Genomic DNA, 18,977 nt, shown 5'->3' on the forward strand with positions numbered 1-18,977 from the left:
GTTCCTCTGCTCTTATGCAAACCGCTCGATCTGGCAAACGGTGGTCTTGGTTTCCTGCATCATCGTGACGGCGTCATAGCCGTAGGTGGTCGCGGTATTCACCGCTTCGCCACGCACTATCGGCATCGCGCCCTCGGGGTAGTAGTCCTTCAGGTCCTTGCCCTGCCACCAGCCCGAGAAGTGGAACGGGATGAAGGCGGTATCAGGCCCCACCCGCTCGGTCACCAGCGCGCGCACCTTGATGCGGGCCCCGGTAGGCGTCTTCACCCAGCAGAAGTCGCCGTTGCGGATGCCGCGGTCGGACGCCGCGCGCGGGTTGATCTCGACGAAATTCTCCTGCTGCAGCTCTGCCAGCCAGGGGTTGGAGCGGGTTTCCTCGCCGCCGCCCTCGTACTCGACCAGCCGCCCGGAGGTCAGGATGATCGGGAACTTCTCATAGACCTTGTTCTCGATATTGCGCTGCTGCACCGACTTGTACAGCGTCGGCAGCCGCCAGAACGCCATCTTGTCGTCGTGGGTCGGGTACTTGGCGACCATATCGGGGCGCGTCGAGTACAGCGGCTCTCGATGCTGCGGGATCGGGTCGGGGAAGTTCCACACCACCGCGCGCGCCTTGGCGTTGCCGAACGGGTGGCAGCCATGGTTCTTCAGCACCACGCGCTGGATGCCGCCCGACAGGTCGGTCTTCCAGTTCTTGCCCTCGGCCTTGGCCTTCTCGGCATCGGTCAGGTCGTCCCACCAGCCCAGCTTCTTGAGCAGCACATGGTCGAACTCCGGATAGCCGGTGGTGATCTCCGCGCCCAGCGAATGCGAGCCATCCTCGGCCAGCAGGTTGACGCCGTCGCGCTCCACGCCGAAGTTGGCGCGGAAGTTGCCGCCGCCGTCCATCACATGCTTGCTGGTGTCGTACAGGTTGGGCGAGCCCGGGTGCTTCAGTTCCGGCGTGCCGTAGCACGGCCACGGCAGGCCGAAGTAGTCACCGGTCAGGTCATAGCCCGTGACCGGGTCCTTGCCTGCCTTGCAGCGCAGCGTCTTGACGTCGAACATCTGCATATTGCGCATATGCGCCTTCAGCCGTTCGGGCGACTGGCCGGTGTAGCCAATGGTCCAGTTGCTGGCGTTGATCTCGCGCAAGATCGATTCCGGCTCCGGCTCCATCCAGGTGCGGCCGGCGCGCTTGACCTCGATCAGCTTCATGTTCTTCGACAGCTCCTTGCCGAAGCCGAGCTTGTCCGCGAACGCCTGCATGATGGTCTGGTCGGGCATCGACTCGAACAGCGGCTCGATCACCTTCTCGCGCCATTGCAGCGAGCGGTTGGACGCCGTGCACGTACCCGAGGTCTCGAACTGCGTACAGGCTGGCAGCAGGTAGACGGCACGGTTCGGGTTGACCTTGTCGCCCTCGGCCGGCGGCATATTGGCCATGGCCGCCGTTGCCGAAGGATATGGGTCGATCACGACCAGCAGGTCGAGCTTGTCGAGGGCCTTCTTCATCTCCAGGCCGCGCGTCTGCGAGTTCGGGGCATGGCCCCAGAAGAACACGCCGCGCACGTTGTTGTCCTGGTCGATCAGCTCGTTCTTCTCGGTGACGATATCGATCCAGCGCGACACCGTGGTGCCGGACTTCTCCATCATCGTCTGCGAGACGAACTGCTTCTTGATCCATTCGTAGTCGACGCCCCACACCGCGGCGTAGTGCTTCCACGCGCCGGTGGCCAGGCCGTAGTAGCCCGGCAGCGAGTCCGGGTTGGGGCCCACGTCGGTGGCGCCCTGCACGTTGTCGTGGCCGCGGAAGATGTTGGCGCCGCCACCCGACACGCCGATATTGCCCAGCGCCAGCTGCACGATGCACGAGGCGCGCACGATCGCGTTGCCGATGGTGTGCTGGGTCTGGCCCATGCACCACACCAGCGTGCTGGGACGGTTCTTGGCCATGATCTCGGCCACCATGTAGACCTGTGCCTCCGGCACGCCGCAGACTTCCTCGACCTTGTCCGGGGTCCACTTGGCCAGCACCTCTTCCTTGACCTTGTCCATGCCGTAGACCCGGTCATTCAGGTACTTCTGGTCTTCCCAGCCGTTCTTGAAGATGTGGTACAGCATGCCGAACAGGAAAGCGATATCGGTGCCCGAGCGGATGCGCACGTAGTGCTGGGCCTTGGCCGCGGTGCGCGTGTAGCGCGGGTCGACCACGATCACCTTGCAGCCGTTCTCCTTGGCATGCAGCAGGTGCAGCATCGACACCGGGTGCGCCTCGGCCGCGTTGGAGCCGATATACAGCGCTGCCTTCGCGTTCTGCATATCGTTGTACGAGTTGGTCATCGCACCGTAGCCCCAGGTATTGGCCACGCCCGCCACGGTGGTGGAGTGGCAGATGCGCGCCTGGTGGTCGGTGTTGTTGGTGCCGAAGAACGACACCCACTTGCGCAGCAGGTAGGACTGCTCGTTGCTGTGCTTGGATGAGCCGACGAAGAACATCGAGTCCGGGCCGGTCTGCTGGCGGATCTCCTTCATCCTGGCGGTGATCTCGTCCAGCGCCTGGTCCCAGCCGATGCGCTGGTACTTGCCGTTGACCAGCTTCATCGGGTACTTGAGACGGTATTCGCCGTGGCCGTGCTCGCGCAGCGCGGCGCCCTTGGCGCAGTGCGCGCCCATGTTGATGGGCGAATCGAACACCGGCTCCTGGCGGATCCACACGCCGTTCTGCACCACCGCGTCGACCGCGCAGCCGACCGAGCAGTGGCCGCACACGGTGCGCCTGACCACGATGCCGGTCTTGCCGTCGGCGGCGGCCGTCTTGTCGTCGGCCGCGTCGGCCTTGCGCAGCAGCGTCAGTTGCGAGGCCGCCAGTCCGGCGCCAACGCCGATGCCCGAGCGCTTGAGGAAGCTGCGGCGGTCCATGGTCGGCATCGCACCGGCCAGGCTGGCCGCGAGCCGCTGCGTGAGTCGGCCGGAGGCTGCGTCGGCGAGGCGGGCGGATGCGCCCTGCGCCGCGCGTTTGCGGGTCAAGATCATGTCTCACCTCAGATGCGGACGCTTCGCGTGTGCATGCGGTGACGTCCGGTTGCAGGCGGCGCGGCAGACCACGCCGCCCTGGCAGTTACACCAGCGTGGTCCGGTAATACTTGCGGATGTGGTCAGAGACCCGGTAACCCTTGCTGTCCGACGGGGCGTCGGTAGGTTCCGGCAGGGCTGCGGCCTGGCCCGGCATGGCCGGACCGCGCGCGGTCAGCGCTGCCGCGCCCGTAGCGGCAGCCACAACTCCAGCGCCCGCGAGAAACGTGCGGCGCGCGACCCTGGTTGGCTTCTCTCTCATGTGGGGCTCCTCGGCTGTCAAAGCCCGATGGTTGTCGCCGTTATGCGTTCTTATGCATATTCTAGAAGTAACTGGCAGGAAAGACCATGATATGCGCGGGTTTTTCCTTACCTTCCCACCCGATTTCGAGTAAGAGACTGCCGTCGGCTCAGCCGTGCCAAAGCCGTCTCGCGGCACGCGGATCCGGTGTCCGCGCTCAATGCATCTCCAGCGCCACGGCCTCCACGCCGGCAAAGGCGCCCAGCAAACCCGCCACGCTGCGATAGAAGCGCGCCTGCGGGTGCGCCGTTACCGCATCGCACAACCGCTCCACCCACGGCTGCAGGTGCTGCGCGTAGAAGCGCTGCTGCTCGCCCAGGTTGGACACCGACAGGTCGTCGCCCGCCACCAGGAAGCGCATCACCTCGCACAGCGTGGCGATATGGTCCTCGGTCTCGCTGACGCCTTCATGGCGCTCCAGGCCGTAACGGGCCAGGTCCTCGCGCAGCGCGACCAGCGGGCGTTCGTTGAGGAAGCCGGCCATATAGAAGGAGCCGTACAGGAACACATCCTGGCGGCCCACACCCACGAACAGTTGACGGTATTCCTCCTCGGCCTCGGCCGCGGTGGTTTCGGATGCCGCATCGCACAACGCATTCCACGCCTTGCCGAGCACGGTGTTGGCGTCCTCGCCCACGGCGCGGTTGGCCGCGATGTGGTGCAGCAGCGCGGCGTCGGGTGCGCTATAGAACAGTGTTGCGAGCAGCCCGTACAGGTCAGCGCGGGCGGTGTCTTCGGCATCGTCGGCGGGCGGCGCGGCGGTGAGCTGGATCGGCTGGAAATCTGTCATGTCGTGATGAATTGTCCTGGGGTCTTGCCGCCGTCAGCGCAGCGTGGCGCCGGTTATCGTGCCCGGATCGCGCTCCATCATGTCCACCACGCGGCAGTCAGGGCACATCTTCAGGCGCTCGGCCGCGGCGCCGGCAAAGGCCGGGTGGCCGGCCAGGCGCACCAGCATCGACTCCACCATCTGCGCCGTGCCGAAGGGCTTGGCGCAGCGGATGCAATGGAACGGCTGGGTCTCGTTGAGGGTCACCGGGCGGCGTGCCGCGTCGCCGGCCAGCAGGCGGGGCACCAGGGTGATGGCGTCTTCCGGGCAGGTCTTTTCGCACAGCCCGCACTGCACGCAATTGCGCTCGATAAAGCTGAGCACGGGGCGCTCGGGGTTGTCGCGCAGCGCCTGCGACGGGCAAGCGCCCACGCAGGCCATGCACAGGGTGCACTTGCCGGTATCCACGGCGACCGCGCCAATCGGCGCGCCGGCCGGCAGCGGCACGCTCTGCGCCGGCACCGGCGCGTGCCGCGCCAGGTGGTCCAGCACAAAGTCCAGCATCTCGCGCTTGGCCGCCACGGCGCCGAACGGCGCCGGCGGCAGCGCGTTGCGGCCCGGGCGCAGCGCCGCCAGGCCGGCATCGAGCGCCGCGGTGTCGGCGGCCTCGACCAGCGACAGCACCTCGCCGTCATAGCCCAGGCCCGCCAGCATGGCGCGCCCGACCGCCATCTGCTCGCGCAGCGCGGCGCGGTACTGCGGTGCCTCGTCGCCGGTCAGCAGCACGGCCACGCGGCTCGCGCCCCAGCACAGCGCGGCCAGCCACAGCTCCAGTCCGGCCGAGGCCGGATGGAACAGCGGCAACGGCATGACATTGGCGGGCACGCCGTTGGCCTTGCCACCGCGGGCGGCGCGGCCCAGCGCCAGCAGCGCAGGCGTGCCATATTCCTCGCCATGCAGCACCACCACCGGATCGCGCGCGCCGGCCTGGCGGTATGCCGACAGCAGCGTGCGCAGGCGCGCGCCGGTCACTTCCGGCCCCGGGTAGCCATAGCTGATGGCACCGCTCGGGCAGACGGTGGTGCAGGCGCCGCAGCCCATGCACAGGTTGGGCGCGACCTCGATGCGCCCCTTGCCGTCATGCCAGCGCGACGCGATGGCCTCGGTCGAACAGATATCGATGCAGGCGGTGCAGCCGGTGGTCTGGTTGCGGCCGTGCGCGCACAGGCTTTCCTTGTAGCGGAAGAACTTGGGCTTCTCGAACTCCCCCACCAGCCCCGCCAGCATCAGCGCCTGCGCCTGCTGGCGCGCGGCATCGGCGCCGGCGTGCAGGTAGCCCTGCGGCGGCTGGTGCATGGTGAAGGCGGGCGTGTCGCACAGGTCGAAGACCAGGTCGAAGCGACCCTGCACGCTGCCCTGCGGGCGGTCGAAGTCGATCGCCGCGGCGGCGCCGCAGGCGCGCACGCAGTCGCGGTGCGAGCGGCAGCGCGACAGGTCGACCTGGTAGCTGAAGTCGATCGCGTCCTCGGGGCAGGCGTCGACGCAGGCATTGCAGCGGGTGCACAGGTCCAGGTCGATCGGGTTGCTGCGGCCGGCGCCGGTCTCCCAGCTGGCCTCGAACGCGCCGAGCCAGCCCGTCAGCGAGGCCAGCCGGCCGCTGTGGACCGGATAGGCGCGCGCCGCCGGCTGCGCCGCGGCCCCTTCGCGCTGGTCGCTGCCGGTCAGCAGCACCGTGACTTCCAGCTGCATCGCGGCCAGGCGCTCGGCCCACGGCAGCGCACGCTGCGCCGGCCCCAGCACCAGCACCGCGCCATCGGAGCGGTAATCCACCACCGGCACCGGATCGGGTTCCGGCAGTGCGGCCACGGCCAGCAGCGCGGCGATCTTGGCATTGGCGGTCTTCGGGTCGCGCCGGGCGCCCTGCGACCAGCCGCCGGTCTCGCGGATATTGACGAAGCGCACCGGCGCGGTCACCACCGGGCGGCCATCGCTGCCCCGGGCGGCTTGCGCGGCCACTTCGGTAAAGAGCTGGCGTTCCTGGGTGCAGGCGACGATCACGTCGTCGGTGCCGTCGAGCGCGGCGGTGAAGTCGCCGATTTCGCGCCGGCACAGCAGGCGATGGACCTTCAAGGGACCCTGGCTGGCGTCCTTGGTTGCTTCGGACAACGCCGCCCCGTCAAGCAGCATGGTGTCGTTGCAGTTGCAGATCAGCGTCGGCATGGCGAATGCGGCTGACCGGTCCGGACATCCCTTCTTGGCGGGGGTCTGCGGGCCGGCTGATTGTGGGGAGGCCTATTGTAGGCTGCGGTGCCCCCGGGGGCTACGCGCGTTTGTGCGGGTCTGGCTGGCCCTGTTCTACGGTTTGACTGGCAGCCGGCGGCTGTGTTTCGACGGCTGCCGGCACCTCGGCCTGAGCCATCGGCTCCGCCGCTTGCTCCGCCTCCTCAGCCGCATCGTGCGCTGCCGGCGGTACCTGCTCGGGTCCGGACAGTCGGGCCGCGGCCTCGGCCGCCGCACGCTCCTCGTCGGTCGGCTCGAACAGGCCCAGGGTCTCGGCCTGGCGCAGCTGGCGCAGGATCTCCGGCGGGATCGGGTCAGGCTTGCTGTAGTCGTCGATATAGATGTCGAGCCCGTCCATCACATTGAAGTGCGGATCGGCGAACAGCGTCTTCAGCGCGGCGCGCTTGACCGATTCATCCACGCCGCGGACCACAAAGCGGGCAATGTCATCGCCGGGCTGCAGCGCCGCCACGTCCGCCAGCGTCGGGGCCGGTACTTCCGGCACCACGGGCGATGCTTCAGTCGTCGCGGGCACAGCTTCGGCCGCCGGCGGCGTCAGCGGTTCGGCCGGCACGGGTACGCCCTCGCGCACCGCGGCCTTGCGGCGCGACCAGCGCGACAGGAAGGACGAATCGCTCATCGGCGGGGCAGCTTCACGGTAGTGTCAGGGTGCCGGGGTCAGTAGCGGGCGCGGTCTTCCGGCGCCTTGAAGGATTCGGGCCGGCGCCGCTTCTTGGGCTCGGGCCGGTAGTGTTCGCTGACGTAGGCCTGCAGCCACTCGCGTTGCTCGGGTGCCAGCGGTACGTTCTCGACGGTCTCGCCGGCGTCCAGCCAGCGGCCGGCCTCGTTGTACGACAGCGTCACGGTCATCGGCACCGGATGGGCCTCCTCGCCGTTGCCGTCGTCTTCGGGCATGCGCCACAGCACGAACCAGCACGGCGTGGTCGAGGTCAGGTTCAGGTAATAGCCTTCGCCCTGGTCGCGGAACAGTTCCACCTCGAAGCCCGGGTACAGCCAGCGCGCGCCGTGGGCGTCGTGCGCCAGGCACACCGGGTGGGTGCCGAACTCGCCAAGGTCCGGCAGCACCTCATCGAGTTCCCACTTCCACGGCTGCCAGCGGTTGGCCAGGGCAACCTTGCGCATCACCACCGCCATGGTGACGGCGGGGCGGGCACCGGGTGCCGGCAGGTCGGGGATAGGCTGGCTGTCCATGGCTGGGGCCGCGGCGCGCTCAGGTGTTCTGCACCACGATGCTCGGGAACTTGCTGGTCATGTCGCGCGCCTTGTCGGCGACCTTGATCGCCACCTTGCGCGCGATGGCGCGGTACATCTCGGCCACCGGGCTGTCGGGCTCGGCCACCACGGTCGGGCGGCCGGAGTCGGCCTGCTCTCGGATCTGCAGGTTCAGCGGCAGGCTGCCCAGCAGGTCCACGCCGTAGTCGGCGCACATCTTCTCGCCGCCGCCCTGGCCAAAGATATGTTCGACATGGCCGCAGTTCGGGCAGCAGTAGACCGCCATGTTCTCGACGATGCCGAGGATGGGAATGCCCACCTTCTCGAACATCTTCAGGCCCTTCTTGGCATCCAGCAGCGCGATATCCTGCGGCGTGGTGACGATCACCGCACCGGTGACCGGCACCTTCTGCGACAGCGTCAGCTGGACGTCGCCGGTGCCCGGCGGCATGTCGACGATCAGGTAGTCCAGGTCGTGCCAGTTGGTCTGGCGCAGCAGCTGCTCCAGCGCCGAGGTGACCATCGGGCCGCGCCAGACCATCGGGTTATCCTGCTCGATCAGGAAACCGATCGAGTTGGCCTGCAGGCCGTGGCCTTCCAGCGGCTCCATGGTCTGGCCGTCCGCGGATTCCGGGCGGCCGTCGATGCCCAGCATCATCGGCAGGCTCGGGCCGTAGATATCGGCGTCGAGCATGCCCACGCGCGCGCCCTCGGCGGCCAGCGCCAGCGCCAGGTTCACGGCCGTGGTGGACTTGCCCACCCCGCCCTTGCCCGACGCCACCGCGATCACGTTCTTCACGCCCGGCAGCAGCTTGACGCCGCGCTGCACCGCGTGCGCGACGATCTTCATGGTCACGGCCACGCTGACATTGCTGACGCCCGGCACTTGCCGCACTGCAGCAACCACCAGCTTGCGGATCGGATCGAACTGGCTCTTCGCGGGGTAGCCGAGTTCGACTTCCAGCGAAACATCGCCGCCGTCGACGCGAATGTTCCTGGCCGAGCGGGTGGACACCAGGTCCTTGCCCGTATTGGGGTCGATGACGGTGCGCAGGGCTTCCGTGACCTGCTCAGTGCTGACGCTCAAGACAAACTCCGCTTCGAGGATTGGGGGGACTGGCGCAGCTCAATTCGCGCCTGATGTATCAAAGTATGCAGCACCGGCCATGAAGGCCGGTAATCCGCGCGCAATACCCTCCCTGAGGTGGGGGATTACAGACATTTACAAATATCACAAGCTTGCACTTGTGCGCGCGCCGCCATATCCATATTGTAGTGCGGTTGAGCGTCCCGGCACGTCGGCACCGTAGGCGGTGCCGGGTCCGACCGGGTCTGACACGTACAAAGGGTTACCGCCGCTAGCCATGGCATTACCATCGCGATGCGGTACCAAGGACATTTACGGGAACACCAGAAGGAGAAAACATGAAGATCAAGCTCGTTACCGTCTCGCTCGCCGCCGCCACGCTGCTGGCCGCTGGTTGCGCCACCGAACAGCAGACCCATACGGCGGTTGGTACCGGCGTCGGCGCCGCGGTCGGCGCGGGGCTTGGCAACCTGATCGGCGGCAACACCACCGGCACGCTGGTGGGCGCGGCCGTGGGCGGGGCCATCGGCGGCGCAACCGGCTACAACTGGAATGCCATCCGCGGCAAGCTGAACAAGGACACCGCGGGCACGGGCACCCAGATCACCGAGCAGCCGGACGGCTCGCTGAAGGTCAACATCCCCAGCCAGGTCACCTTCGATACCGACAGCTCCACCATCAAGCCATCGTTCCGCTCGGTGCTCGACCAGGTCGCGCAGACCCTGGGCCAGCACCAGGACGTGAGCGCCAACGTGGTGGGCCATACCGACAGCACCGGCAACCCCAACTACAACATGCAGCTGTCGCAGCGCCGCGCCCAGAGCGTGGCCGGCTACCTGGGTGATCGCGGCGTCGCACGGAACCGCCTGACGGCCGAAGGACGCGGGCAGACCCAGCCGGTCGCGGACAACGCGACTGAGGCCGGACGGGCACAAAATCGCCGCGTCGAAATTTTTTTGAAACCAATTCAAGGGTGATCCTGTCATAGAAACAGGTACCGCTTGCCACCGTTGCTGGCTCGCGATGGGTGGCTGACCTCCCGGGCGGTGCCTGATTTCTCCTCCTTTTCCGTTGTGGAAAGCTGCGCCGGCTCTGACCGGCGCTTTTTTTTTGGCCGGACCGATCCGGGGTCCACGGCATTCCGCCATGCGGAACCGCCGCGCAGGCGCCGGCCAGTTGCTAAAATAGCCGCTTCCCGGCACGCGCCCGTCCCCCTGGCTGGCGCCGTCCCCCTGATAGTCCCCGCTCCTGACCGGCTCCTGTTTATGACCGCACGTCGCATCCTCGTCACATCCGCCCTGCCTTATGCCAACGGCCAGATCCATATCGGCCACCTGGTGGAATACATCCAGACCGATATCTGGGTGCGTTTCCAGCGCATGATGGGCAACGAGGTCTACTACGTCGGCGCCGACGACACCCACGGCACGCCGGTCATGCTGCGCGCCGAGAAGGAAGGCATCACGCCCAAGGAACTGATCGACCGCGTCTGGACCGAGCACAAGCGCGATTTCGACAGCTTCCTGGTGTCGTTCGACAACTACTACAGCACCGACGCCGATGAAAACCGGCAGTTGTGCGAGAAGATCTACCTGGCCCTGAAGGCCGAGGACCTGATCGCCGAGCGCGAGGTCGAGCAGTTCTTCGACCCGGTCAAGAACATGTTCCTGCCGGACCGCTTCATCAAGGGCGAGTGCCCCAAGTGCGGCGCCAAGGACCAGTACGGCGACTCCTGCGAGGTCTGCGGCACCACCTACGTGCCGACCGACCTGAAGAACCCGTACTCGGTGGTGTCGGGCGCGACGCCGGTGCGCAAGTCGTCGGCCCACTATTTCTTCAAGCTGTCCGATCCGCGCTGCGAGACTTTCCTGCGCGAATGGGTGGCCGACCTGGCCCAGCCCGAAGCCGCCAACAAGATGCAGGAATGGCTGGGCGCCGAGGGCGAGGCCTCGACCCTGTCCGACTGGGACATCTCGCGCGATGCGCCCTACTTCGGCTTCGAGATCCCCGGCGCGCCCGGCAAGTACTTCTACGTGTGGCTGGACGCCCCGATCGGCTACTACGCCAGCTTCCAGAACCTGGCCGCGAAGAAGGGCATCGACTTCGACGCCTGGGTCGGCCCGCACTCGAACGCCGAGCAGTACCACTTCATCGGCAAGGACATCCTGTATTTCCACACGCTGTTCTGGCCGGCGATGCTGCGCTTCTCGGGCTACCGCACCCCGACCAACGTCTTCGCCCACGGCTTCCTGACGGTGGACGGCGCCAAGATGAGCAAGTCGCGCGGCACCTTCATCACCGCGCAGAGCTACATCGACACCGGCATGAACCCGGAATGGCTGCGCTACTACTTCGCCGCCAAGCTCAACGCGAGCATGGAAGACCTCGACCTGAACCTCGATGACTTCATCGCGCGCGTGAACAGCGACCTGATCGGCAAGTACGTCAATATCGCCAGCCGCGCCGCGGGCTTCCTGGTCAAGCGCTTCGAGGGCAAGGTCGATGAGGCCGCACTGGCCCATCCGCTGCTCGAGCAGCTGCGCCAGGCCGCGCCGCAGGTCGCCCATTTCTATGAAAGCCGCGAGTACAGCAAGGCGCTGCGCCTGGTGATGGAGCTGACCGACACGGTCAACGCCTTCGTCGACACCGAGAAGCCGTGGGAGCTGGCCAAGGACGAAAGCAAGCGCGCGGCGCTGCATGCGGCGTGCTCGGTCTCGCTGGAAGCCTTCCGCCTGCTGACGGTGTACCTGAAGCCGGTGGTGCCGAACGTGGCCGCCGGCGTGGAACGCTTCCTGAATGTCGAGCCGCTGGACTGGCGCGCCATCGACAAGCAGCTGTCGGCCGCCAGCCCGGTGCAGGCCTACCAGCACCTGATGACGCGCGTGGACGCCAAGCAGGTCGACGCGCTGCTGGCCGCCAACCGCGAATCGCTGCAGGCAACCGCGGCGCCGGCGGCTGCGGGCCCGGCCATCGAGCCGATCGCCGACACCATCACCATCGACGACTTCGCCAAGATCGACCTGCGCGTGGCCAGGATTGTCGAATGCCAGAAGGTGGAAGGCTCGAACAAGCTGCTGCAGCTGACGCTGGACCTGGGCGAAGGCCGCACCCGCAACGTGTTCTCCGGCATCCAGTCGGCCTACACGTCGGAGCAGCTGGTCGGCAAGCTGACCGTGGTGGTGGCCAACCTGGCCCCGCGCAAGATGAAGTTCGGCGTGTCCGAAGGCATGGTGCTGGCAGCCTCGGCCGCGGATGAAAAGGCCACACCTGGCCTCTATATCCTGGAGCCGCACGATGGCGCGGTGCCGGGCATGCGCATCGGCTGACCTGACCCGCGCAAAGACGAAACGGCGGCACCTGCGGGCGACCGCCGTTTTTTTTTATGGCCGAGACTGCCCCGCCTCAGCCGCCCTGCATCTTCGACGGATCGTCGCTGCGCGAGGTCGTGGTGACGGTGCCGTCGCTGTTGAAATGCACGTTGAAGAAGGCCTTGTCAGTGGAGGTTTCCATCCAGCGGTAGCCCCACACCTCTTCCTTCTTCAGCGCGAACGCCTCCACCTTGGTGGGCTTGCCCAGCAGGCGGCGGATGTCGTCCTTGCTCATGCCGGCGCGCACGCGCGCGAAGTTCTCGGCCGTCAGCACCTGCTCGATCTTCGCGACCTTGCCGTCGGCGCCGATGGTGACCATCCACGTGGTGGTGCCCTCGGGGCCGCGCGGGTATTCCAGCCGGCGCCCGCCGTCGGCCTCTTCCCAGACGATCTCGGGCTTGCCGGCCTGGCGGCGCAGGTCTTCCTCGGTCGACTGGCCCGGCACGATGCCCTTGAACAGCTCGCTGTCGGGCTTGATCGCGTTCCAGGTGTTGCGGGCGGTGTCGCCCGCCTTCTTCATGGCTTCATCGACCTTCTGCTGGTCGCAGCCGAACAGCGCAAGCATCGAGGCAATCAGTCCCATGGCGGCAAGGCGTCGCGGCGACGCAAAAGTGGATGGGCGTAAATCAGCGGCGCACCGGCTCGGCGATGACGGACGAGGCCGCCTGCGCGGCGCCGCTTGTGCGATCTGCGGAATCGAGTGGCTGACTGTCATCCTGGCTCCTTCTGGTGCCGCTGCGATTCGAGGTCCCGCTGAACAGGTTCGCCCAGCTGTCGAAGCGGCGGTTGAACAAGACCGACAAACCGTTGATGGAGCCGCCCTTGGCAATCAGCGACCAGCGCCGCGAGAGCTGCCAGGTCAGCTTCACCACGTTCGAGGCCGAGGTCAGGCTCTGCTCATAGCCGACCGACATGCGCTCGGTAATGGCCTTGCCCATGCTGACCACCTGCTGGTCATTGAGGCCCGCGGTGCTGGGCCCGATCGAGAATTCGTCGATGCCGAAATGCGAGACGATACCCTTGCCAGCCTTGCCGCCGATCAGGCCCAGCGCCGCGCCGCCCAGTGCGCCGCCGCTCATCTGGCGCTGCTGGCCGGCACCGGCGCTCTCCGCGCCATAGCCGAACATCAGCCATGACAACTTGTCCTCGTCCGGCACATTGGGCTCCGACACCAGCCGCACGCGCGGCAGCCGCACCGTGCCGGTCACCTCCACGCCCGCTTCCACTTCCTGGTTGCGGCGCATGGCGCGGATATTCATGTTCGGATTGTCGATCGGGCCGTTGAAGTTGATGATGCCACGTTCGATATTGAGCTTGCGCCCGAACGCCTCATAGGTGCCGTCGGTCACGCGCACCGTGCCGGTGACCTTCATCGGTGCCAGGGGTTCGCTCTTGACCTCCATCTGGCCGGCCAGCAACAGATCCGCGCCCGCGCCGCGGAAGCGGAAGTTGTTGCCCAGGTCCACGGCCAGGTCGATCACCGGGCTGAACTTGCTGGCCGGCTTGGTCTCCGGCGCCGGCGTGGCGGCCGTCTTCACGGCGCGCTGGTCCTTGCGGCGGATCACTACGACATCGTCGCCCAGCACCGGCGCGCCGGCCTTGGGCAGGTCGAACAGGCCGCGGTCGACGCGAAATTTGCCGCGGATCACGACCTGCTTGTTCTCGTTGCCGATACTGGCATCGCCCGAGATCACCAGCGTGCGTTCCGGGCTGGCAAAGAGTTGCAGCTTGTCGGCAACGATCTTGCCGGTCAGGTTGGCATCGGCCTCGCCCAGCTTGACGTTGCCCGTGGCCGTGATCTTGCCGTCGCCGCCGTGGAATTCCACATGCTTGAGCTCGACCGTGTTCTGGTCCAGCACCACCCGCACGGTGCCGTCGGTCAGGCGCAGGCCCAGGTCGTACATAGTGACGGCCAGGTTGTCGCCGTCGACGGTGCCGGTCAGTAGCGGCGCGCCGACCGTGCCGGCCAGGCGCATCGCCGCGGCCAGTTTGCCGTCGAAGGCGTACTGCGGGCCGGTCAGCGCTTCCAGCGATTTCAGGCGCGGCACGTCGACGGTTACCGTGCCGCCCAGGGTCGAGGCCGGGCCCACGGTCTGCAGCCCCTGTTCCTGCACCAGGCCGGCGGAGGCGTCCACCACCACCTTGCCGATACGGCCCGACACCATGCCGCCGCGCAGCGCGATGCGGTTGCCGCCGGCTTCGGCGCGCAGGCTGGTCTCGCCCAGGCCGAGCGTGGTGAAGCCCCGGCCCGCGTTGACCGAGAGGTCGCCGCTGCGCCGGCGCAGTTCGGCAAACCCGGTCGCGGTCTCGGCCAGCGCCAGGTTCCAGCGGCCGTCGATGACCAGGTCGGAGCGCACCGGCGGCTTCTCGCCGGTGATGGTTTCCATCAGTTCCAGCACGTGGCCCACCTGCAGCCCGTCCAGGCTGCCCGCGGTGCGGATGCGGCCATGGTCCCAGTCCAGGCTGTCGATCGCCAGCGTGGCGCGATCTAGCAGCAGGCGCGTGGCGCCCAGGCGCACGCGCTGGTCGGCCACCTGCAGTTGGGTGGGCGCTGCCAGCCGCAGATTGACCGTGCTGCGCTCCTCCAGCTTGCTGATGTTGCCGTTCCAGCCGTCCTTGCCCTTCCATGCGCCCTGCCCCGCCAGCGCCAGTTGAAAAGGCCGCTTGTTCAGGCTGCCGGCCGCCTTGACGTCGAAGCTGTGGTTGGCCTGGGTGCCGTTGAGCGTGGCATCGAGCGTGCTCAGGCTGGCCTGCGGGCCGCGGTAGTCGCGCGCGGCCAGCTGCACCGACAGCGGCCCGTCCAGCCCGCCGCGCACTTCGGCGCGGCCGCTGGCGCTGGCCACCTTGTGCGGGCCCACCTCCAGCGCCTGCGCGTTGTAGTCGGCCACCACCTCGGGCTTCTTCAGCGTGCCGGTGATGGTGGCGTCGAGCTTGAGCCTGCCGGCCACGCCGAACTTGAGGCGCTCCAGCTGCGGCGCATCGACCGCCAGCTTCAAGGCATCGCCGCGCGCGCCGAAGCTGCCGCGCAGATTGACCTGGTTGCCCGCCATGCTCAGCGACGCCTCGCTCGGCAACAGCCGCTCGCCCGCCAGGCGCACCTTGCCGCCGCCGCTCATCGGCAGGCCCGCGTATTCGCTCTCGTGCACGGCGAAGTCCAGCGCCACGCCAAGCTGCGGCGCGATCTCGCCGGTCGCGGTGAAATCGGCGTTGATCCGGCCGGCGGCCACCTTGGCCAGGCGCGAGGGATCGAACGCGGCCAGCTTGCCCTTGAAGCTGAACGGCTGCTTGTCCTTCAGGCCCAGCTTGCCTTCCGCGGTCAGCAGGCCCGGCCCGACCGCCGCGCGCAGCGCAGCCAGGGTGACGGTCTCGGCGTCCATGCTGGCATCGGCAAAAAGCTTGAGCGGCCCGTCCGACAGGTCCAGCGCCACGCTTTGCCGTCCCGGCTCCATGCGCACCACCACCGGGCCCGACAGGCTGGCGCTGGTCAGCGAGCCATGCAGCGCGGCCGGATCCAGCCTGCGCACGTCCAGGTCGAAGCCGCCACGGCCGCCGCGCAGCGAACCGCCGCCGTTAATCTCGGCCTTGCCGCTCAGCGCCACGCGCAGGTCCGACACCGCCTGCGCCATCTCGCTGAGTTCGACATGGGCACGCACCGACTGCACCGGCAGCCGCTCCTTGTCCAGCGGACCGGCTTCCAGGTTGCGGATCTCGATGTCGCCGGCGACGGCCAGCGGTGCGGGCGCGGGCACGGCAGCAGGGGTCGACGCTGCCGCAGGTGCGGATGCTGCGGAGGCCGCCAATGCGGCTGCCGCAGCAGGGGCCGACGCCGCTGCAGCGCCTGCCGCCTTCTTGCCGGCCGCCACGCCATCCACCGGCCGCAGCTCGGCATGCACGGTCAGGTTGGCCTGCGGCGCCGACGGGCTGAACAGGCGCGGGTTGATGCGATCGCCATCGACCAGCAGGTGCGTGAACGGCACCTTGCCAAACGGCGTCACGTCGACGCCGGCGCGCAGGTGGATGCGGTCGCCGCTGGCCTGCAGCTCGGCGCGCAGCGCTTCGAGGTTGCCGTTCGCGGTGGCTTTGACGGCGAAGGACTCATCCTGCCAGCTGCTCTCCAGCAGGGCTTCGGCGCTGAGCACGAACGGCGCAATCGCCCCCACCTGCGCGTTGGCGGCCAGCTTGCCATAGGGCGTTTCCAGCTTGTCCACGCTGACGCGGTGGCGCTGGCCGTCGCTGTGCAGCGCGCCGGCTAGATTGCCGAACACCATCGGCGCGGCCGTAGGCGCCGTGCCCTGCAGCAGCGACAGCCGCTCAAGCGTGAGCGAATCGACATCGATGGCCAGCGGCAGCTCGAGCGACCTGGGCATCTGCATCGGCTCGGTGCTCGGCGCCGAGGGGCCGAGCTTCACTTCGGCCTTGCCGATGCGCAGCCATTGCACATGCAGCCGCCGCGGCTGCCAGCCGAAGGTCCAGTTGCCGTCGACGCGATCCACCGCCACGCGGGTCTGGCCGCTGGCGAACACCACGTCGCGCAGGCGCAGGCCGTGCGCCACGGTGCCGCCTTCCAGCCGCCCGCTGAGCATGCCGGCAGACAGCCGCGTGGCCAGCGTCCACAGGTGGCGGGTGCCGGCCTCGGTGCGCAGCGCCGCCACGCCCGCGGCCACCAGCGCCACCATCAGCAGCAGCAGGATGCCCGCCAGCCAGGCCAGCACGCGCCACAGCCGCCGATGCTTGCGCGGCGCGGGGGCTGCCGGGGGCGGGGCCCGGTCGCCGCCGCCGGGCACGGAAGGCAGGTCGTGGGCGCTCATCAGAACGCCACCCCCAGCGAGATATGCGGCCGGAACTGCCGCTTCTGGATGCCGTAGCCCAGGTCCAGCTGCAGCGGGCCCACCGGCGTACGCCAGCGCACGCCGACGCCCACGCCGTTGTAGATGGTCACGCCGCGCAGGTTGTCGGAGGCGGTGCCGGCATCCCAGAACGCGGCCACGCCCCAGTCCGGCTTGAACCAGTACTGGTACTCCAGGCTGCCGGTGCCGAGGTACTTGGCCGGCAAGATGCTGGAGCCGCTGGGCGTGCCGATCGACTGGTAGCTGTAGCCGCGGATCGAATCGCTGCCGCCGGCGCGGAAACGCAGCGTGGCCGGGATCTGGCTCGAGCTTTCGCCGCCCAGGTCGGCGCCGAGCTCCAGCCGGGCCACCACCAGGTCGCGCTTGCCGACCGGGATGTACTGGCGGACGCGGCCATACAGCCGCAGGAAGGTGGCATCGCTGAGCAGGCCCTTGGCGGCCACCCCGACCTGGGTGCTGATCACATTGCCGCGGCGCGGGAACACCGGGTTGTCGACATCGCGGCGCGTCCAGGCAAAGGCCGGCACCAGCGCCTTGCTGATCTGGCTGGCCTGGTCCATCGGCAGCAGCTTGTCGTAGTAAAAGTCGAGCGACGTGGTCACGTCGTACTTCTCGCGCGAGCGCGAGCGCTTCAGGCCCGCGCGCAGGCTGGTGGTGTCTGTGTTCTCGATGTCGATGGTGCGCTCGTAGCTGCTGTACACGCTGTTGCGGTAGTTGCCCCTGCCCGGCGGCATCGCGGTCTCGGCGAACAGGTAGGAACGCTTCTGCTCCAGCCGCGCCTGCGAGTCGAAGGTCCAGGCGCGGTTGAACAGGTTGTAGTATGAATAGCGCCCTTCCACCTGCGCGCCGGTGTCGGTGGTAAAGCCCACGCCGCTGTTGAGCCGGTGCGCCGGATACTCTCGCACCCGCACCGACACCGGTGCGGTGACCACGCCGTCGACCGCCTTGTCGGCATCGGGGGGCGGTTCCAGGTCGACCTGCACGTTGGAGAAGTACGGCTGGTTCTGGATCGCGCGCTGCAGCTCCAGCAGCCGCTCCACGCGGTAGGGCTCGCCCTCGTTGAGCGGGTTGACGTTGTAGATGATCTGTTCCGGGTAGCGGCGCGTGCCCGCCACCTTGAGCGGACCCAGCCGGTAGGCCGGACCGCTGGCATAGTGGGCCGACAGGTCCGCGCGCTGGTCGTCCGGCTCCACGCGCGCCTGCGACGCGGCCAGGCGCGCGCCGTAGTAATTGTGGCTCTGCAGCGTGACCAGCGCGTCTTCCTTGGCCTTGTCCCAGTCGTTCTGCCGGAACGGTTCCCCGACCGGCAATCCCCACTTGGCCTGCACCTCCGCCACCTGCTCGGGCGATTGCGTGGTGGCCGGGCCGGTCACCTGGACGTCGACATTGCGGATCAGCGTGCGCGCGCCGGGGTCGACCATCACGTGGACCACGCGCTTGTCGCCCTCGCCTTCCACACGGGTGGTGGTGGTCGGGTCGAAATAGCCTTCAGTGGAGGTGAACCCCCGCACCTGCTCGCCGACGGTCTCGACCATATAGTCGAACTGGTCCTGCGAGAGGTCGGCCCTGTCCTTGTAGCGGGCCAGGTCGAGGTGCTCTTCCAGCATCTCGCGGATCGGCTTGGGTGCCTCGACCTCGACCTTGTAGGCGGCCTGGGCCGGCCCGGCCGCCAGCGCCAGCAATGCGCCCAGTGCGGCCAGCGCGCGCGCAGCCACGCGCCACGGCGCGCAGCCTGCATGTGCCGCATTAGGCATGGCGATGCGGGGCCGGTGGGCTGCCATCCCTGCCAGTTCGATCCTCATCCGTTGATGTCGCGTGGCGCGCGGCCAGCGGTATTAGCGGTGTCTTGCGGCATCGCCGATTGTCCACACATACGAAGTCGGTATTTGACCACACCCGGCCTCGCGCCCGAAACTTTCCGGCCCCTTTCCCGCCCCTTTCCGTGCCGTTGCACCCGGCCCGGATGCATTCCGGGGGGCCGATACTGTAAAATCGTGGCCCACTGCACCTATCTGGCGCCCGCGCGGGCGCATCACGG

Annotated in this window: 12 protein-coding genes; 2 read left to right on the top strand and 10 right to left on the bottom strand. The window is 68.0% G+C overall.

Annotated elements, in window-relative coordinates; translation table 11 throughout:
• Positions 1-12 precede the first annotated feature (12 nt).
• The 7 genes from DN412_RS01045 to apbC all read right to left on the bottom strand — a co-directional run bounded on the left by DN412_RS01045 (position 13) and on the right by apbC (position 8,724).
• Complete coding sequence (locus DN412_RS01045; RefSeq protein WP_115012810.1) at positions 13-3,015, bottom strand: molybdopterin-dependent oxidoreductase; 3,003 nt, start codon at positions 3,013-3,015, stop codon at positions 13-15.
• An 85-nt stretch (positions 3,016-3,100) separates the two neighbouring features.
• Positions 3,101-3,316: a formate dehydrogenase gene (locus tag DN412_RS01050; protein ID WP_115012811.1), complete on the bottom strand. Its 216-nt coding sequence runs from the start codon at positions 3,314-3,316 to the stop codon at positions 3,101-3,103.
• Between the two features lie 196 nt (positions 3,317-3,512).
• A complete protein-coding gene (locus DN412_RS01055) occupies positions 3,513-4,145 on the bottom strand; it encodes a TorD/DmsD family molecular chaperone (RefSeq protein ID WP_115012812.1) in 633 nt (210 codons plus the stop codon).
• Positions 4,146-4,178: 33 nt separating this feature from the next.
• Complete coding sequence (locus DN412_RS01060; RefSeq protein ID WP_115012813.1) at positions 4,179-6,344, bottom strand: 4Fe-4S binding protein; 2,166 nt, start codon at positions 6,342-6,344, stop codon at positions 4,179-4,181.
• 100 nt (positions 6,345-6,444) lie between these two features.
• Complete coding sequence (locus tag DN412_RS01065; RefSeq protein WP_115012814.1) at positions 6,445-7,044, bottom strand: DUF3306 domain-containing protein; 600 nt, start codon at positions 7,042-7,044, stop codon at positions 6,445-6,447.
• 38 nt (positions 7,045-7,082) lie between these two features.
• On the bottom strand, positions 7,083-7,616 hold the full coding sequence (locus DN412_RS01070) for a DUF3305 domain-containing protein (protein ID WP_115012815.1): 534 nt from the start codon (positions 7,614-7,616) through the stop codon (positions 7,083-7,085).
• Between the two features lie 19 nt (positions 7,617-7,635).
• Positions 7,636-8,724, bottom strand: a complete 1,089-nt coding sequence (gene apbC, locus DN412_RS01075; RefSeq protein WP_078197653.1) for an iron-sulfur cluster carrier protein ApbC — start codon at positions 8,722-8,724, stop codon at positions 7,636-7,638.
• Positions 8,725-9,062: 338 nt separating this feature from the next.
• Here apbC and DN412_RS01080 point away from each other — a divergent pair, with 338 nt between their 5' ends.
• Both DN412_RS01080 and metG read left to right on the top strand, forming a co-directional pair.
• Complete coding sequence (locus DN412_RS01080; RefSeq protein WP_115012816.1) at positions 9,063-9,701, top strand: YiaD family glycine zipper/OmpA-like lipoprotein; 639 nt, start codon at positions 9,063-9,065, stop codon at positions 9,699-9,701.
• A gap of 288 nt (positions 9,702-9,989) precedes the next feature.
• Positions 9,990-12,050: a methionine--tRNA ligase gene (gene metG / locus DN412_RS01085; protein ID WP_115012817.1), complete on the top strand. Its 2,061-nt coding sequence runs from the start codon at positions 9,990-9,992 to the stop codon at positions 12,048-12,050.
• 76 nt (positions 12,051-12,126) lie between these two features.
• Here metG and bamE read toward each other — a convergent pair whose 3' ends face one another.
• Genes bamE through DN412_RS01100 form a run of 3 tightly spaced genes read right to left on the bottom strand, consistent with a single transcriptional unit; the run spans position 12,127 to position 18,693 of the window.
• Entirely contained in the window at positions 12,127-12,675 is a 549-nt protein-coding gene (gene bamE, locus DN412_RS01090; RefSeq protein WP_115012818.1) for an outer membrane protein assembly factor BamE domain-containing protein, read from the bottom strand.
• Positions 12,676-12,718: 43 nt separating this feature from the next.
• Entirely contained in the window at positions 12,719-16,900 is a 4,182-nt protein-coding gene (locus tag DN412_RS01095) for a translocation/assembly module TamB domain-containing protein (RefSeq protein WP_115012819.1), read from the bottom strand.
• Positions 16,900-18,693, bottom strand: coding sequence for an autotransporter assembly complex protein TamA (locus DN412_RS01100; protein ID WP_115012973.1), 1,794 nt, complete (start codon positions 18,691-18,693; stop codon positions 16,900-16,902). The genes DN412_RS01095 and DN412_RS01100 overlap by 1 nt, the downstream gene beginning before the upstream one ends.
• Positions 18,694-18,977: the final 284 nt, after the last annotated feature.

Origin of the sequence: Cupriavidus lacunae (assembly GCF_003353055.1) — a bacterium.
Taxonomy (GTDB): Bacteria; Pseudomonadota; Gammaproteobacteria; order Burkholderiales; family Burkholderiaceae; genus Cupriavidus; species Cupriavidus lacunae.

Bases quoted from the DNA above. Each gene is read 5' to 3' on its own strand.
- DN412_RS01045 (WP_115012810.1), bottom strand. From the start codon at position 3,015: ATGATCTTGACCCGCAAACGCGCGGCGCAGGGCGCATCCGCCCGCCTC.
- DN412_RS01050 (WP_115012811.1), bottom strand. From the start codon at position 3,316: ATGAGAGAGAAGCCAACCAGGGTCGCGCGCCGCACGTTTCTCGCGGGC.
- DN412_RS01055 (WP_115012812.1), bottom strand. From the start codon at position 4,145: ATGACAGATTTCCAGCCGATCCAGCTCACCGCCGCGCCGCCCGCCGAC.
- DN412_RS01060 (WP_115012813.1), bottom strand. From the start codon at position 6,344: ATGCCGACGCTGATCTGCAACTGCAACGACACCATGCTGCTTGACGGG.
- DN412_RS01065 (WP_115012814.1), bottom strand. From the start codon at position 7,044: ATGAGCGATTCGTCCTTCCTGTCGCGCTGGTCGCGCCGCAAGGCCGCG.
- DN412_RS01070 (WP_115012815.1), bottom strand. From the start codon at position 7,616: ATGGACAGCCAGCCTATCCCCGACCTGCCGGCACCCGGTGCCCGCCCC.
- DN412_RS01080 (WP_115012816.1), top strand. From the start codon at position 9,063: ATGAAGATCAAGCTCGTTACCGTCTCGCTCGCCGCCGCCACGCTGCTG.
- metG (WP_115012817.1), top strand. From the start codon at position 9,990: ATGACCGCACGTCGCATCCTCGTCACATCCGCCCTGCCTTATGCCAAC.
- bamE (WP_115012818.1), bottom strand. From the start codon at position 12,675: ATGGGACTGATTGCCTCGATGCTTGCGCTGTTCGGCTGCGACCAGCAG.
- DN412_RS01095 (WP_115012819.1), bottom strand. From the start codon at position 16,900: ATGAGCGCCCACGACCTGCCTTCCGTGCCCGGCGGCGGCGACCGGGCC.
- DN412_RS01100 (WP_115012973.1), bottom strand. From the start codon at position 18,693: ATGCCTAATGCGGCACATGCAGGCTGCGCGCCGTGGCGCGTGGCTGCG.